Annotated in this window: 14 protein-coding genes; 10 read left to right on the top strand and 4 right to left on the bottom strand. The window is 38.8% G+C overall.

Translation table 11 applies throughout. From position 1 onward, the window contains the following. On the top strand, positions 1-1,563 hold the full coding sequence (locus AC1DFT_RS17435; RefSeq protein WP_478160356.1) for an aminotransferase class V-fold PLP-dependent enzyme: 1,563 nt from the start codon (positions 1-3) through the stop codon (positions 1,561-1,563). A gap of 18 nt (positions 1,564-1,581) precedes the next feature. Here AC1DFT_RS17435 and AC1DFT_RS17430 read toward each other — a convergent pair whose 3' ends face one another. Then, the gene (locus AC1DFT_RS17430) at positions 1,582-2,817 is read right to left on the bottom strand and encodes a helix-turn-helix domain-containing protein (protein WP_478160354.1); all 1,236 of its coding nucleotides are present in this window, start codon (positions 2,815-2,817) and stop codon (positions 1,582-1,584) included. Between the two features lie 111 nt (positions 2,818-2,928). Here AC1DFT_RS17430 and AC1DFT_RS17425 point away from each other — a divergent pair, with 111 nt between their 5' ends. Next, on the top strand, positions 2,929-4,191 hold the full coding sequence (locus AC1DFT_RS17425) for an MFS transporter (protein WP_478160352.1): 1,263 nt from the start codon (positions 2,929-2,931) through the stop codon (positions 4,189-4,191). Positions 4,192-4,233: 42 nt separating this feature from the next. On the opposite strand, the gene AC1DFT_RS17420 is transcribed toward AC1DFT_RS17425, so the two are convergent. Further along, complete coding sequence (locus AC1DFT_RS17420; protein ID WP_478160350.1) at positions 4,234-5,397, bottom strand: MFS transporter; 1,164 nt, start codon at positions 5,395-5,397, stop codon at positions 4,234-4,236. Between the two features lie 155 nt (positions 5,398-5,552). After that, the gene (locus tag AC1DFT_RS17415; RefSeq protein WP_478160348.1) at positions 5,553-5,966 is read right to left on the bottom strand and encodes a CBS domain-containing protein; all 414 of its coding nucleotides are present in this window, start codon (positions 5,964-5,966) and stop codon (positions 5,553-5,555) included. A gap of 180 nt (positions 5,967-6,146) precedes the next feature. Between AC1DFT_RS17415 and AC1DFT_RS17410 the strand changes: the two genes are divergently transcribed. Beyond that, on the top strand, positions 6,147-6,284 hold the full coding sequence (locus AC1DFT_RS17410) for an Lmo0850 family protein (RefSeq protein WP_170206517.1): 138 nt from the start codon (positions 6,147-6,149) through the stop codon (positions 6,282-6,284). A gap of 51 nt (positions 6,285-6,335) precedes the next feature. Here AC1DFT_RS17410 and AC1DFT_RS17405 read toward each other — a convergent pair whose 3' ends face one another. After that, the gene (locus tag AC1DFT_RS17405; RefSeq protein ID WP_478160345.1) at positions 6,336-7,520 is read right to left on the bottom strand and encodes an FtsW/RodA/SpoVE family cell cycle protein; all 1,185 of its coding nucleotides are present in this window, start codon (positions 7,518-7,520) and stop codon (positions 6,336-6,338) included. Positions 7,521-7,673: 153 nt separating this feature from the next. On the opposite strand from AC1DFT_RS17405, the gene AC1DFT_RS17400 reads away from it, so the two are divergent. The 7 genes from AC1DFT_RS17400 to cshA all read left to right on the top strand — a co-directional run bounded on the left by AC1DFT_RS17400 (position 7,674) and on the right by cshA (position 15,194). Then, positions 7,674-8,414, top strand: coding sequence for a hypothetical protein (locus tag AC1DFT_RS17400; protein ID WP_478160343.1), 741 nt, complete (start codon positions 7,674-7,676; stop codon positions 8,412-8,414). 995 nt (positions 8,415-9,409) lie between these two features. Then, positions 9,410-9,742 (top strand): DMT family transporter, encoded by a 333-nt coding sequence (locus tag AC1DFT_RS17395; protein ID WP_478160341.1) that lies wholly within the window; start codon positions 9,410-9,412, stop codon positions 9,740-9,742. Then, positions 9,742-10,056 (top strand): DMT family transporter, encoded by a 315-nt coding sequence (locus AC1DFT_RS17390; protein WP_478160339.1) that lies wholly within the window; start codon positions 9,742-9,744, stop codon positions 10,054-10,056. Before AC1DFT_RS17395 ends, AC1DFT_RS17390 begins: the two co-directional genes overlap by 1 nt. A gap of 66 nt (positions 10,057-10,122) precedes the next feature. Next, a complete protein-coding gene (locus tag AC1DFT_RS17385; RefSeq protein WP_478160337.1) occupies positions 10,123-11,205 on the top strand; it encodes a D-alanine--D-alanine ligase in 1,083 nt (360 codons plus the stop codon). 5 nt (positions 11,206-11,210) lie between these two features. Next, on the top strand, positions 11,211-12,581 hold the full coding sequence (locus AC1DFT_RS17380) for a UDP-N-acetylmuramoyl-tripeptide--D-alanyl-D-alanine ligase (RefSeq protein ID WP_478160335.1): 1,371 nt from the start codon (positions 11,211-11,213) through the stop codon (positions 12,579-12,581). A gap of 23 nt (positions 12,582-12,604) precedes the next feature. Next, a complete protein-coding gene (locus tag AC1DFT_RS17375) occupies positions 12,605-13,309 on the top strand; it encodes an alpha/beta hydrolase (RefSeq protein WP_478160333.1) in 705 nt (234 codons plus the stop codon). Between the two features lie 340 nt (positions 13,310-13,649). Next, on the top strand, positions 13,650-15,194 hold the full coding sequence (gene cshA / locus AC1DFT_RS17370) for a degradosome RNA helicase CshA (RefSeq protein ID WP_478160331.1): 1,545 nt from the start codon (positions 13,650-13,652) through the stop codon (positions 15,192-15,194). Positions 15,195-16,002: the final 808 nt, after the last annotated feature.

Raw genomic sequence — 16,002 nt, 5'->3', positions numbered from 1 at the left:
ATGTACTGGTGTAAAATTGCGAGAACGGAAAAAGAGTTTGAAGCGATTGCTAGATTAAACTATCAAACATTTGTGGAGGAAATTCCGCAACATGAACCGGATCCAAGTGGTATGCGGGTTGACCCGTTTCATCATGAAAATGTCTATGTAATTGTGCTAAAGGACCAGGAGCTGGCAGGAATGGTGGCATTCCGTGCAATCCGTCCTTTTTCCTTAGATTTAAAGCTTGGACCGGTAGAACATTTGCTTCCAGATGATGCACTTCAGGGAATGCTATGCGAAGTGCGGTTAATGGCAGTCGACAAGGCACATCGAAACGGACGAGTATTTTACTATTTAGCGCGCGCATTATCTGATTATGCGTATGAGAATGGATACGGGGGAGCGGTTATTTCAGGCACTATACGAGAGCAAAAACTATATAATCAGCTAGGTTTTGAACCTTTTGCAGAAACAGTAGGGACAGGCGATGCACTTTTCGTCCCAATGGTGTTAACGAGAGAACGATTTGATCGTTCCGTTGCAGCTCGTTTTAAGCAAAAAAGATACTCGTTTTACCCTGGACCTGTTCAACAATCAAAACAAATTCAACAAGCATTTTTAGAAAAACCAATTTCTCATCGTTCACATGAATTTAAAGTGATGCTTGAACGGGTTAAAAATAGTCTTCTGACGATAAGTGGAGCGACCCATGTACACCTTTTAGTTGGAAGTGGAACGCTAGCGAACGAAGCGATGATTGCACAGTTACACGTACTAGGTGAGAAGGGATTAATCCTCACAAATGGAGCTTTTGGAGAACGTCTGGAAAAGCAAGCGGGAAGATGGGGACTTTCCTTCAAGTCACAGGCGTACGAGTGGGGAACATCATTTGATATGGTTGCGATGGAAAGTGAACTTGCAACTGGTAAGTATAGTTGGTTACTCATGACGCATGGAGAAACCTCGACGGGAATGCTAAATAAGTTAGATGAGATAGCAGGGCTATGCAAAAAATACAATGTGTTGCTATGTGCAGATTGTGTCAGTTCATTTGGTGCACTTCCATTTTCATTGGATGGCGTTTATTTGGCAACTGGAGTGAGTGGAAAAGCTATTGGAACAATGAGTGGCTTAGCATTTGTCTTTTCCAATTCGGAAATAGTGACGGGCGATAATATTCCTGCATACCTAGATATTGGATTAACAGCTAGTCATATGATTCCATTTACGATGTCATCCCAGCTAGTACAAAGCTTAGAATATGCACTCAAAGCGTATGAAAAAGGGGCGAGGTATACACTTTTACGAGACCGGATGAAGTTTATCGAGGCAGAAGTAGAAAAGCATCAAATCCCATTATTAGCAGACGATCCTTATCCAATGATTGTTACTTGGCGGGAAAAAACTTTTCCTTATTTGGCAGAAGATGCTCGTATGTCTGGATTTGACCTTCATTATAAAAGTGATTATTTGATAGAAAGAGGATTAATCCAAGTTTCGTGTATTCAACCAGATTTTGAAGATGCTTGGTCTAAGTTTACAAATTGGATGGATAATTATTGGGCATATCATTCAGAGTAAAAAAGTGCCATCTCCCAGTCAGTTATGCTGGAAAGACGACACTTTTTCGTAGGTTTTTTCGATGAACTTTTTATATGGAGTGTACGGCATTTTATTAATATGATCTAAAGCAATTTGTGCTGCTTTCATTGCTTGATCTTTTTGTCCGAGTTCTAAGTAGCATAATGCTATATAGGCATCTTTCTCGTAGAAGATCGATAAATCAATTGGATGATGAAGGATGTCTGGAATAACAACTTCCTTTAATTTTTCGATTGCCTGCTCATATTGTTGTAAACCATAGAGTGTTTTTCCTCTTTCAAGATGAAAGAAAGGAACAAATAGTTTTGGCATTAATTTTTTGTTTGAAAAATTATTGTATAAATGTTCTGCTTCCACATACATTTTTTTATAAGAATTTAAGTAATGTATTTCAGCGAAATAGATGAAAATCTTCGAATCCTCATCCTCTGCAAATTCACTATATGCAAGCAGTTTATTTAAATAATATGTCTTTTTTTTCTCATCCTTAGCCATCATCGCGTGGGCAGCCGCTAGTCTATATAAATTATCCACTTGTTTAAAAATTTTATGCTTATTGGAATACTCTATTGCCCTTTCCATCACACGAATAGCATCTTCATATTCGCCAACTGCGAAATATAAAGTAGCCTCTAAGTAGTCGTAGTCTAAATGAGATAGAGGGTCTATCCATAATGGATTTGCTTCCAATTTTGCTCTTTCTTGAAGAAGTATGTCCAGCGACGCTTGATATTGGTGCTTCCGATATGGAATTACTGCAAGGGCTGCCCCTATACTTGCCCGACTCGTGGTTAAGTTTAATTGTTCATACATCGCGGCAACTCTTTTTAATAGATGTTCGGAGTCGTCATTATTAGTAAAAGATAAACAGCGACTGTACATTTCCATTAAACGGGCAGCTTCATATCCTTTTGTAAGCTTAGGTACATATGGTTTTACTAATTCAATCAATTGCTCATACTCATTTGTTAAATCTTCATAAGGTGTGCTGAAAAGGATTTCTGCTTTTTCAACTATTTCCCTTAATTCGATGTTGCTAATCTCTTCTAAAAGGTCTGTCACGTCCACATTTAGTCTTCCTGCTATATAATTTAAGCTTTCCATAGATGGGTTTGCTTTATTGTTTTCGATTAAACTAAGCATTCCTTTTGTGAGCTCAGTTCCTGCAAGAGTTTCCAATGTCATCTTTTGTTGTTTTCTTAGTTTGCGTATTCGCTCCCCTAATGTTGGCATTTTCTTCACCTCATTTAATTGGTTTAATTATATTAAACTTTTCATTGAAATGAAAGGGATGCTATGCTATTATTTGTTTAATTAAATTAAACTTTCAAAGGGGAAATAAAAATGGAAGAAGCGCTAAAGCTAAAAAGGGCTACATATCATTTGTGGACATTTACGATTAGTAAGATGATTTCTAGTTTTGGTGCACAAGTGTATGCTTTCGCAATTAGTTTTTATATTTTGCAAATGACGGGATCCGCTTCCAATTTTGCATTGAATTTGATATGTAGTATTTTACCAAGAACATTAGTTGCGCCATTTGCAGGATATGCTGCGGATCGATACTCGAGGAAAATGATTGTCATTGTTGCACAAATTGCAACGACTATAGCGATAATTGGCTTACTTATTGTGAGTAAAACTGTAGGGTTGTCATTAGTAGCGATTTATATTACAACCGTTATATTATCGTTAACTTCTACGTTTTCTAGTGTGACTTTTAGTTCATCCATCACGGGGTTAGTGGATGAAGGAAGAATTCAAAAAGCGATGTCGTTGAACCAAATGTCGATTTCGTTTGCTGCGATTGGCAGTCCCGCCCTAGGTGGTTTATTGTATGGAGCGGTTTCTATGCCGGTATTTCTGATTATGTATTTGGTGGCATCCGCCATTGCAGTGATTTTGGAATCAACGATGAACTTTAACTTATTTGCAAAGCGCAAAGAAATGGTAGAAGGAGCAGAAAAAGAACCAATGCTTCAAAGTATGAAGGAAGGGTTACGTTATTTGAAAAACGAACCTATTTTGAAAGCAATTGTGTGGATTTCTCTTTTTATCAATTTTTTATTTGGAGCTTATATGGTCGGGTATTCTTTTATTTTAATCGAAAAGCTGAAAATGGCTTCTGAACATTTTGGTTTGACGGAAGGTGCTTTTGCCGTAGGAATGTTGCTTATGTCCATATACTTCTCTGCTAGAAATGAAGTGAAATATCCTTTATTACTTTCGAAAAGAAGTATAGTTGTGATGGGTATACTCATGGGTGCAGTAGCAGCGCCTTTAATCATTAGCATGTCTTATTCTATTGCTTTTGGCTACTACGCTATATTAATGTTTTGTTTAGGATCCGCTATGATTATTACGAATACTCCAATGCAAGTCATGATGCAAAAAATGATTGATGATGATTATAAAGGACGCGTATTTTCTATTATTGAGACGATGGCAATGGCCTTAATGCCACTGGGTACGGTGATATATGGGTTTTTATATGATTTGCTACCGGCTGAAGGTATTCTCATCGTATCTAGTTTGTTATTAATAGTAGTTGTGTTAATACTTGCACGGCCATCTGTTATCCGGACTGCGCATCCCGGATTGGAATAGAAAAATGCCAAGGAGCGACTCTTCGTCCCTTGGCATTTATTCTTACTCTATACTTTTCAAAGATTTCGTTGAATTGCGGAATGCGAAAATCAATCCGATAGATAGTACCGCTAACACACCAGACACTACATAAATATTATTCGGTTGAACGGTAAACAGCCATGCGAATAATAACGGTCCAATGATTCGCCCAAGATTATCCATTGAATATGCCATTCCGGCTGCGGTTCCGTAACGTCCCCCCGACTCTTTTGAAGTAAGCGAAACAATGGTTGTTCTTGCAAGTGCATTTCCCGCAGTAAACACACATAGCGAGAAACCTGCCCACACAATGCTATTGGTAAATACAGTCATAAACAAACCGATTGCCGTAACAATTTGTGCATATAAAAGCCATTTTGTTTCGGTACCATTTTTAATGCGGCGAACAACCCCGCCTTGAATAGCAGCATCGACAAATCCACTAAACATAAACAAATAACCGATTTGAAGCGGTGTAATTTCAATGCGCTCGATTTGAAACAATTGGAACGTAGCCTCTAAACCAGCAAGCAAAAACGTTACCATAAATGAAAACAAGAACAAATACTTAATACGATAACCCCAAAGGCTTGCGGCACCTTTCGGAAGAAGTGCCCGTTTGTTTGCTTCGCCGGTACGTGCTGGCTCTTTCAAAATAACAAAGGCATACACAAAAATTAAAAGTAACAATAATGCGGAAGCAGTAAATGGTAAGGTCAAGTTCACATGTCCAAGGACACCGCCAATTGCAGGTCCAAAAATAAACCCTAAACCGATTGACATTCCAAGAAAACCCATATATTTATTGCGATTTTCTTCATCTGATAAATCAGCAGCAAATCCAGTCACTGCTGCGTAAAGCGCACCAGAAAATAATCCTCCTACTACGCGAGATAAGTAAAGCATAAACAGTGAATCGAAAAATAAGGAAAATAGCCAAAAACTTAAACTAAATCCAACTAGTCCAACTAAAATAAGGGTTTTCCGACCGACACGATCAGATAGCATTCCCCACAATGGTGCAGTGAAAAACGAAGCTAGTGAGTAAACAGTTAGTAAACCACCAACATGAACTTCATGATAATTTTGCTGTAAAATAACTTCGGGTAACACTGGGATGATAATCCCAAAACCTAAATAAACTAAAAACTGTATGGACATTAATATAAAAAGAGTCTTTTTCATACATAAACCTGCCTTCTCGCAAATCTTCTACTCTCTATATTACACGTTTCCATCCGGTTTGGCACATCAGAGATAAAGTCGCTATTGTATGTATTCAATTAAAAATAGAAGGAGCAAAAAAGCCATCCCACAAAATTTTGGGACAGCTCTTATGTTTAATAATCTCGTGGTTCGGATATGCTTCCCATAGCGTTAGAAATTTCTTGCACATGTGGAAAAGGAAAAGCTAGATCAGCTAATGATACAAAGCCAACTAGTAATCCTTCTTCCATGACGGGGAGTCTGCGCACTTGATTGCGAGCCATTACAACGGAGGCATCTGTGGTCGTATCGTTAGGAGAGACGGATATAACCGATTTCGTCATAACATCTTCGACTTTACTACGCACATCTCTTGCAACTGAACGTGTTACGATATCCCGATCAGTAATCATACCGACTAATTTTTTGTTGCTGACAACTGGTAAACAACCAATATCCAGTGTACGCATTTGATCAGCAACTTCATTTACGTAATCTTGTGGATTACACGTCACCACTTCTCTGCTCATCACATCTTTCACATTCATTTGAAATCACTCCTTTTGTTCACAGTTTTCTTTACTAGCTTGGTTTACAAAAGTTTAAAATATGTAATATAAAAGTAAGTTTAAAATGAATAAAAAAGTGGTATGATAAAAACAAATCAAAAAAAGAAACTTTTTTAATAATAAATCGTAATAATAAATGGAGAGGACGAGGTGGATAGAATGGCAAAGGAAGTTGATTTAAAGAAAATTGTAAGTAATCTTTCAAAGCTGGGTGTTACTGTTACAATGACAAAATCGAGACTTGACATACTTAAAGCGTTAGCACCACCAGCACAAACTCCCCATACGCAAAGTTAAAAAGAGTGGCTCGAAAAGTTCGTATAATCATGAACTTTAGAGCCACTCTTTTTAATCATCTTCATTTTTAGCAAACATATAGGTTTTGTGGTGAAACTTCATACTAAACACTAAACCAAGTGCAAGCATATTACCCATAAGCGAACTACCACCATAGCTTATAAATGGAAGTGGAATTCCGGTAATCGGCAGCAACTGTATCGTCATACCGATATTTTCGAATACATGGAATGTAATCATGGCGATAATTCCTGCACATACATAGGTGCTATATGCATCTTTTAGTTGAAGCGTAATTTTCGTCAAATGAAAAATCAGTAAAAAGAAAATACTGATGACAATACTTGTTCCGATAAATCCATATTCTTCACCGATAACAGCAAATATAAAGTCTGTATGATTTTCCGGGACATATACAACTCGTCCACCATAACCTTTTCCGAAAATCTCACCAGAACCAATTGCGTTTAAAGAAGTGATTAAATGCATCCCTTCATCGGAAGCATAGGAATATGGATCCAACCAGGAATAAATTCGGGCGAATTGATAGGCTTGTAAGCCGAATTTTTCTTCTAAAAAGACTTGCATATAAAGGGCCATCCATAAAAGTAGGCCACCAATACTAGCAGCTCCTAAAAAAAGTGGTAAAATAATTTTCCATGTAATTCCTGCTACAATGATTAAAGCGGCTGTAATGGCAAAAAATACAAGCGCTGTACCAAGGTCGGGTTGCAAAAGAATAAAAGTAAGTGGTAAAAGCATTGTAATGAAAATCTTACCGAGTAATACCAAATCTGTTTTTAAACTTTTTATCAAATATATTTCATGATGCTTGGTAATCAATCGAGCAAGAGCCAAAATGTAGAAAGTCTTCATAAACTCAGCAGGTTGAATATCTCCGATAGGTAAGTGAAACCAACTCTTCGCGCCATTTCGGGGTTCAACTAAAGATAAGCTTTCCGGTAGGATAAAAAGAACGACAAGGAGAAATACTCCAATCCCATAAATGATCCAAGACATTTTTTTGTACTGTTCCGGTTCAAAAAACATGACAAGCCCGATGATAACGGCACCTACGCCATACCAGAAAACTTGTTTCGCTACAAAGTTATATGCTGCATATTGACCAGTAGTTACCGCAGAAGAAATTGCAAGTAAGCTAACGATTAAAAATAGTAATATGATAAAAGCAAGCGTCCAATCGAAGCGATCGGCAAAGCCTTTTTTGTTTTCCATAAGAGTCACCTAAGTTTCTTTCAAATTTCACTTATTCATTATAGCTTAAAATGCTATTTTTGGCTTGTAGGTATTAGTGACGAAGATGAAGATAAAGATGTTTCATTGGAAAAATTATGCTATTATATTTTGTAGAGTAAAGGGGTGTCTTTAGTGGCGAAAAAAGAGAAAGAAATAGAAGAATATATAACGCATTTATATGTGCATGTAAATGAAATAGAGCATTTTGTGTTGTTTAGCGGTATTTCTGTTCAACAGTTTATACGGCATTTCTCGGATTTGTCCGCTCTTTTATTGTTAAAACATCAATACGAAGAAGCATCGTTTAATATTCATACACAGCTAGAATTTGTCGTAAATGATGAATACAATCGCTTTCTAAAGAATTTCACAGAACGACCAACAGCTTTATGCTTATTAGACTTTACGGACGAACGCAAATTAAATATGCTGTCTCCTCAAGAGCAGGCAGAGTTATTATATATTGCCCATAAAAAAGAGACCTTACGTTTACCGTTTTATCACCATCTACAAAACAGATTCGTCTATTTAACTGATGAGGGAGAACAAATAACGAAAATCTATTTCCGTGATACGGAAGACTTTAATCATCTAGTCGCTAGTGTGTTCAATCAACAGATTAGCGATAAAGCAAAAACTACTGCTTTTTGGCGGAAAAAAAATAATATTGTTTTGCCTGAGTTGACGACAGAAAAAGTAGCAACATATGCAGACTACTACGAGGATGGCGTGCTTATGTCTTTATTTAAAATGGGCAAAACCAATTATGGAATTGAAATTAGAAGTTTGCCTGAGAACATTTTTCCAGATGAAGTATTAGGCGATTTAAAACTCCATTTAGAAAAAACTGCTGAATTTTTGATCGAACTTTAACCTAAAACGCCTTTGCAATGTTCTGTTGCAAAGGCGTTTATTTTTTTTTTTTATAAGAAATTATAGAGTAGATAGTACTCGACTGTTTGGGGATACTGCGTGGTAGTGACCGCTAGGATTTCCGCTGCAGGGCGGACGCTTTCCACGGGGTGAGCGATGAGCCTTCACCGCCGCTTGCGCGTACGTTGTGAAGTCTCATTATGCTCACTTAATCCCGTTGGAGTCGCCGCCCTGCAGCGAAAATCAATGGAAATTGCTAAATTATTGAGATCCCCTATTAACAATAAATGGTTGAACGAGACAATCTTGCCTTTGAACACGACAATGCACACCTTGAACGCGACAAATAAGATAGCTGAACACGACAAACTAGTCGAGTAGGTGCCGGCCAGGCGTGTTCGACAGGCTTTAAGACATATAATAGGTCGGAATTATAGTTGTCTCACATCGAGTAAAGAGCTATTTTGAGAATTGGTTGCTTTCACGAGTAATTTGGTTGCTCTCGTGCTGATTTAGTTGCTTTCCATATAGAACTGGTTGCTCCCAGTGATCGGTTGGTTGCCCTAAGCCACTTATTGGATACACATGGTCGAAAAACTGTATAAGATTATGTTTTTAGCCAGTCGATACTGAGTAATTTAGCGATATTTCCATTGATTTTCGCTACAGGCTTCGACTCCTACCGGAGGCCAACAGGATGTTGGTCACGAAGGCGTTGCCACACGATGTGGCGCTCTTAGCCTTTGTTCCTCTGTTGAGCAAATGAGACATTCCAACTTACGCCTAAGCGGCGGGAATGGCTCATCGCTTACCCGGTGGAAAGCGTAAGACTGTAGCGAAAATCCTGCGGTCACCTAATAGGTCTTTTACCTCGCAGTATCCCTATTATGCGAAACACAGCATATGTAATCTCGTTAGACCATTTTGTTTTTATTATTTCCTGATCAATTCATGTGCTAAAATGGGTGAATGTAATAGAACAGAGGTGTTTATTATTGGCTTGGTTATTATTAATCATTGCAGGATTAACGGAAATTGTTTGGGCAATCGGTCTTAAGGAAGCAGATGGCTTTACGGAGCTAGTACCTTCTATCATTACAATTGCCTTTTTAATCATAAGTTTTTTCATATTTGCCAAAGCAATGAAGACGATTCCGATTGGAACGGCATATGCTATTTTTACAGGGATCGGGGCGGCTGGCACAGTGCTTGTTGGGATTTTTTGGTTTCAAGAAGCGGTTAGCTTCGGTAAGCTGTTCTTTTTATGTGTATTACTCTTTGGCATCATTGGGTTAAAGCTTGTGGATGATGAAGAGGAGGACGCATAATGGAGTGGATTGTATTAATAGTGGCTGGTGTTTTTGAAGTGGCATTCGTAGTCAATATGAAGCTTTCGGATGGATTTAGAAATGTGAAATATACGATTTTCACTGTTATTTCGGCCTGTTTAAGTTTTTTCCTATTATCGCTAGCTTTAAAAGATATTGCGGTCGGTACTGGATATGCGGTGTGGACGGGAATTGGAGCAGCTGGAAGTGTGCTAATAGGAATGTACTTTTTTCATGAGAAGAAAAGTTGGAAAAAACTATTCTTTTTAAGTTGTATTATTTTTGGAGTAGTTGGCTTGAAATTATTCGGATAATGATTCATCTAATTATGTTGTCCGTGATAAACTAGTAATATCTCAAAACGTGGAGGTTATTTATATATGAAAATTAAATTAGGCTTATTATACGGTGGGAAATCTGCTGAGCATGAAGTGTCTTTGCTGACAGCAAGAGCAGTATCCCAGGCGATAAATTTTGATAAATATGAAGTATATCCGATCTATATAACAAAAAACGGTGAATGGATAAAAGGAAGTGCTTTAACAGGTCCAGCGGAGTCTACAAAAACGCTTCAATTTGGCACAGAAGCTTCTAAACCGAATTCTATTACAAGCTTTTTACCAATGGAAAATGATGATGCTTCTATGCTTGATGTTATTTTCCCGCTTCTACATGGACCAAATGGAGAAGATGGTACAGTGCAAGGTTTATTGGAAGTATTGAATTTACCGTACGTTGGAAACGGCGTGCTCGCATCTGCTGCGGGGATGGATAAAGTCGTGATGAAGCAATTATTTGCGCAGGCGGGATTATCCCAAGTTCCATACGTGCATTTCATTCGTAAAGAATGGAAAACTAATCAAGAAATGCTTCTTCAACAAATGGAAGAAAGTTTGCAATGGCCTTTATTCGTCAAGCCGGCTAATCTTGGATCGAGTGTAGGGATTACAAAAGCGGCGAACAGGGAAGAGCTTATCAAAGCAATAGAACTAGCTTTCAAATACGATCGAAAAATTATTGTGGAACAAGGCATTAAGGCGCGCGAATTAGAAATGAGCGTACTTGGAAATGATCAACCGAAATGCTCCATAGCAGGAGAAGTACTGCCGACAAAAGACTTTTATGATTACGAAGCGAAATATGAAGATGGTACAACGAACTATGCAATTCCAGCTGAAGTTTCGGATGAGTTGTTAAAGAAAATGGAAGATGCTGCAATACGTGCATTCAAAGTACTGGATTGTTCTGGTCTAGTACGTGCAGACTTTTTTGTGACAGAAAACGAAGAAGTTATTATTAATGAAGTAAATACGATGCCTGGTTTCACGCCGATTAGTATGTATCCAAAGCTTTGGATAGAATCCGGTTTATCTTATTCTGATTTAATCGAAGAATTGATCAAGCTTGCTTTAGAACGATATGAAGAAAAGCAACAGCTGGAGCATTCAAAGGACGGAGAGTGAGCAAGTTGAAGAAAAGTTTAGTTGAAATCGCAAACTGGTTAGGGGAAGATGTATCTCTTGAAAATAATCCGCTTGTAACAGGTGTTTCGATTAATACAAGAACATTGCAACCTGGCGATTTATTTATCCCTTTCCGTGGGGAAAATGTAAATGGGCATCGTTTCGTGCAAGATGCTTTCGATAAAGGGGCAGCTGCGTCTCTTTGGTTAAAAGATGAACCGAATCCTCCAACGGATGTTCCGCTTTTATTCGTAGAAAGTGGCGAAAAAGCGCTTCAACAAATGGCCGTAGCGTACCGGGCGGAACTGAATGCCACTTTCATAGGAATTACAGGATCAAATGGAAAAACGTCTACGAAAGATTTAGTAGCCGGCATTCTTTCTCCGTACTTCCGTGTGAAAAAGACAGAAGGCAATTTTAACAATGAATTAGGATTACCTTTAACTATTCTTTCCCTCGAAGAAGATACGGAATTTGCCGTACTAGAAATGGGTATGAGTTCATTTGGTGAAATAGAATTTTTATCTAAACTTGCAAAACCTAAGTATGCAGTTATTACAAATATTGGCGAAGCGCATATGCAAGACCTTGGTTCACGCGAAGGCATTACAAAAGCAAAGTTTGAAATTATTGCAGGCTTACAGGCAGAAGGGCAACTTTTTTATGATGGCGATGAGCCATTACTTCGCCCGTTTGTTGAAAGCAACCCTTCGCTGTACTCAAAATCATTTGGTGTAGGCGAAGCTAATGATCTTCGTATAGCGGAAGTGGCATTCACTGAACAAGGTAGTAAGTTTCGTACTGAAGGGTTGATAAATGAAGAAATGTCGATTCCTATACTTGGAGAGCATCAAGTTAAAAATACGTTGGCGGCTTTATTAATCGCTAAAGAAGTGGGGCTGACACTTTCGCAAATGCGTGCGGCATTAATGGAGATTGTTTTAACGGATATGCGTATGCAAGTAATGGAAGCAAAAAATGGAGCAATTTTCATCAACGATGCTTATAATGCAGCACCAACATCAATGAAAGCAGCCATTTCTTTTGTAGAAAAGTCGACGATTAAATCAGAAAAATGGCTGGTACTTGGCGATATGTTGGAGCTAGGTGAAAACGAAAAGCAGTATCATGAAGACATGAGTGCATATATATCGAATAAAGTGTTTACAGGTGTTTGTTTATACGGACCAAGAATGGAATGGCTTTACAAAAAACTAGTAGATCAATTTAGCAATGAACAGCTAGTTTGGGTAAAAAATGAGTATGCGGAGATTATTTCATTTTTAAATAAAAAAATAAATGAACAATCAATCGTATTAGTAAAAGGTTCACGCGGAATGCAGTTAGAACGTATCATTGAACCTTTCCAAAAATAAAAAGGAAAGAGGTGTCGGACAATATGAAAACCGGTGTCCTTTGTATTCACGGTTTTACAGGTGGACCATATGAGGTGCAACCATTCGTGGAGTTTTTGCAGAAAAGAACAGATTGGACGATTATTGTCCCGACCCTTCCTGGCCATGGGGACACGTTGGAACTTAAAAAGTTAACTGCGGAAAATTGGTTAATGGCAGCAGAGCTGGCGCTAAGAAAACTGCAAAAAGAAGTGGACAAGGTTTATATTGTTGGGTTTTCCATGGGTGGAATTATTGCAATGTACTTAGCGATGCGGTACCCAATCACTAAACTTATTTTGTTAAGTGCAGCAGCCAAATATATTTATCCCACGCAACTCTTGCAAGATATTAAGGAAATGGCAAAAGAAGCAGTGGAGGGAAAGCTAGAAGACAATATATTGTACAAGCGGTACAGCTCCAAATGGAAAGAAACGCCGATTCGTGCAACGTTTGAATTTATGCGATTAGTACGTATAGTTCAACCATATTATAGCCACATTAAAATACCAGTCTGTTTAGTCCAAGGTAAAAAAGATGGTATTGTCCCTTATACAACCGCCGAGTTTTTATTCGATCAAATTGGCTCAGTAGAAAAAGAGCTTATCTTTTCGGAAACGGGTAAACACCATATTTGTTACTGTGATGACTGCGAAGATTGGTTTCAGCGTGCGTTAACATTTTTAAACGAGAAAGGTGCGGATGATTAAACTAATAATTACAACAGTTGCTATATCGTTGCAACTAATAATAAGGCATGATATACTACGTTTAGAGCAATGGATACATTTTGTGTGAAGACTCTTCAGTATTTGATGAAGAGTACTTTTTTTTGAACATAACGGTTTGTTGAAGTAGTAGGATTAGATCACTCATTAACGAACCGCTCGGCAAAAGACCGGGCTTTCCCTTTATATAAGACCCCTCTGAACTGTAAACCACAGAGAATTTTAAGTAACGGAAACGTTCCTCGTATAGGCTCGAATTTGCCGCAATTTCATCTGAAAATGTAACCATTTGTCAAAACACAAGAAAAAGGAGATTAAAATTTTGACAAATTTTTCAGAATTAAATATTAGCGCTTCTACACTAAAATCCGTTCAACGTATGGGATTTGAAGAAGCAACACCAATCCAAGAAGGTACTATTACACATGCTATGGAAGGCCGCGACGTTATTGGCCAAGCACAAACAGGTACAGGTAAAACTGCAGCTTTTGGTATCCCTATGATTGAAAAAATTGATACAAAAAACCCAAATATTCAAGCACTAATTATCGCTCCTACACGTGAACTTGCAATTCAAGTTTCCGAAGAGCTTTATAAATTAGGATATGACAAAAAGGTTCGTCTATTATCAGTATACGGTGGTCAAGAAATTGGTCGTCAAATCCGTGCACTTAAAAATAAACCACAAGTTATTGTTGGTACACCTGGTCGTATTCTAGACCACATCAATCGTCGTACGTTAAAACTTGATCAAGTTCAAACACTTATTTTAGACGAAGCTGATGAAATGCTTAACATGGGATTCATTGAAGATATCAACAAAATTTTAGAAAGCGTTCCTCCAGAGCGTCAAACGCTATTGTTCTCAGCTACAATGCCGGGACCAATTCGTAAAATTGCTGAAAAATTCATGAAAGATCCAGTGGAAGTAAAGATCAAGTCTAAAGAAATGACTGTTGAAAACATTGAACAGTTCTACGTAAAAGCGCATGAGCGTGAGAAATTTGATGTACTATCAAGAATCTTAAATGTACACCAACCTGAGCTTGCAATTGTCTTCGGTCGTACAAAACGTCGTGTAGACGAGTTAGCTCAAGCATTAAGCATTCGTGGTTACTTAGCAGAAGGAATTCACGGAGATTTAAGCCAAGCGAAACGTATGTCTGTATTGAAACAATTCAAATCAAATAAAATAGATATCCTTGTTGCAACAGATGTAGCAGCACGTGGATTAGATATTTCTGGCGTAACTCATGTATATAACTTTGATATTCCACAAGATCCTGAAAGCTATGTTCACCGTATCGGGCGTACAGGCCGTGCTGGGAAAAGTGGTATCGCAGTAACTTTCGTAACACCTAGAGAAATGGGTTACTTACGTATCGTAGAAGATACTACGAAAAAACGTATGACGGCTCTTACTCCACCAAGTTCTGATGAAGCATTAGTTGGTCAACAACGCGTTGCGATTGAAAATTTATCAGAAATCGTGAAAAAGAATGATTTAGGGGATTACCGTACATTAGCTTCAGAAATGCTTGAAAAATTTGAAGCAATTGACGTAATTGCTGCAGCTATTAAATCAATGACAAAAGAACCAGATGCTACACCAATCGCACTTTCTGAAGAGCGTCCACTACCTGCTCGCAGAGAGCGTAGCGGTGGCGGCGGATCTCGTTCCGGTGGTGGTTACAAAGGTGGTAACCGCAGCGGCGGCGGTGGGCGTAGCTCATCTAGTCGCGGAGGAAGCGATCGCGGACGTTCTGGTGGCGGTTCACGTCCTAGCAGCTCGCGTCGTAGCAGCGGTCCACGTGACGGTTCTACTCAACGTAGCACTAGAACTCGTGCACCACGTAACGAAGGCTAATAAATACCTTTTACAAGATGAATCTCGCATTTCGATGCGGATTCATCTTTTTTTCTTGTGTGTAATATAGGGAAACAGCGTGGTAGTGAGGCGAATAAAGTGTCCGCTGTGATTTTCGCTACAGTCGTACGCTTTCCGCCGGGTGAGCGATGAGCCATCCCCGCCGCCTTTGTGGGCGTACGTTGGGATGGCTCATTAAGCCCACTCATCCGGCAGGAGTCGACGGCTGCAGCGAAAATCAAAAGAAATTACCCAATTATCCATATCATCCCGTTAAAAAACAAAATTTCAACCGGTTTTTCCATTGGATTCATCCAATAAATGGCTTAGGGCAACCAACCGATCACTGGGAGCAACCAGTTCTATTACGAAAGCAACTAAATCAACACGAGAGCAACCAAATTACTCGTGAAAGCAATCAATTCTCAAAATGGCTCTTTACTTGATGTGAGACAACTATAATTCCGACATATTATATGTCTTAAAGCCCGTCGAACACGCCTGGCCGGCATCTACTCGACTAGTTTGTCGTGTTCAGCTATCTTCTTGTCGCGTTCGAGGTGTGCATTGTCGTGTTCGCAGTGGTTATTGTCTCGTTCAAACATTTATTGGTAATATGGGATCCTAATAATTTGGCAATTTCCATTGATTTTCGCTGTAGGCGGCGACTCCAGTGGAGGCCAACACGATGTTGGTCACGAAGGCGTTGCCACACGATGTGGCGTTCTTAGCCTTTGTTCCTCTGCCTGAGTAAGATGAGACTTCACAACGTACGCGCAAGCGGCGGTGAAGGCTCATCACTCACCCC

Source organism: Psychrobacillus sp. 05T411 (assembly GCF_056396485.1).
Note: the sequence above shows the minus strand (reverse complement) of the source record. Positions and strands in the feature narration are given on the sequence as shown.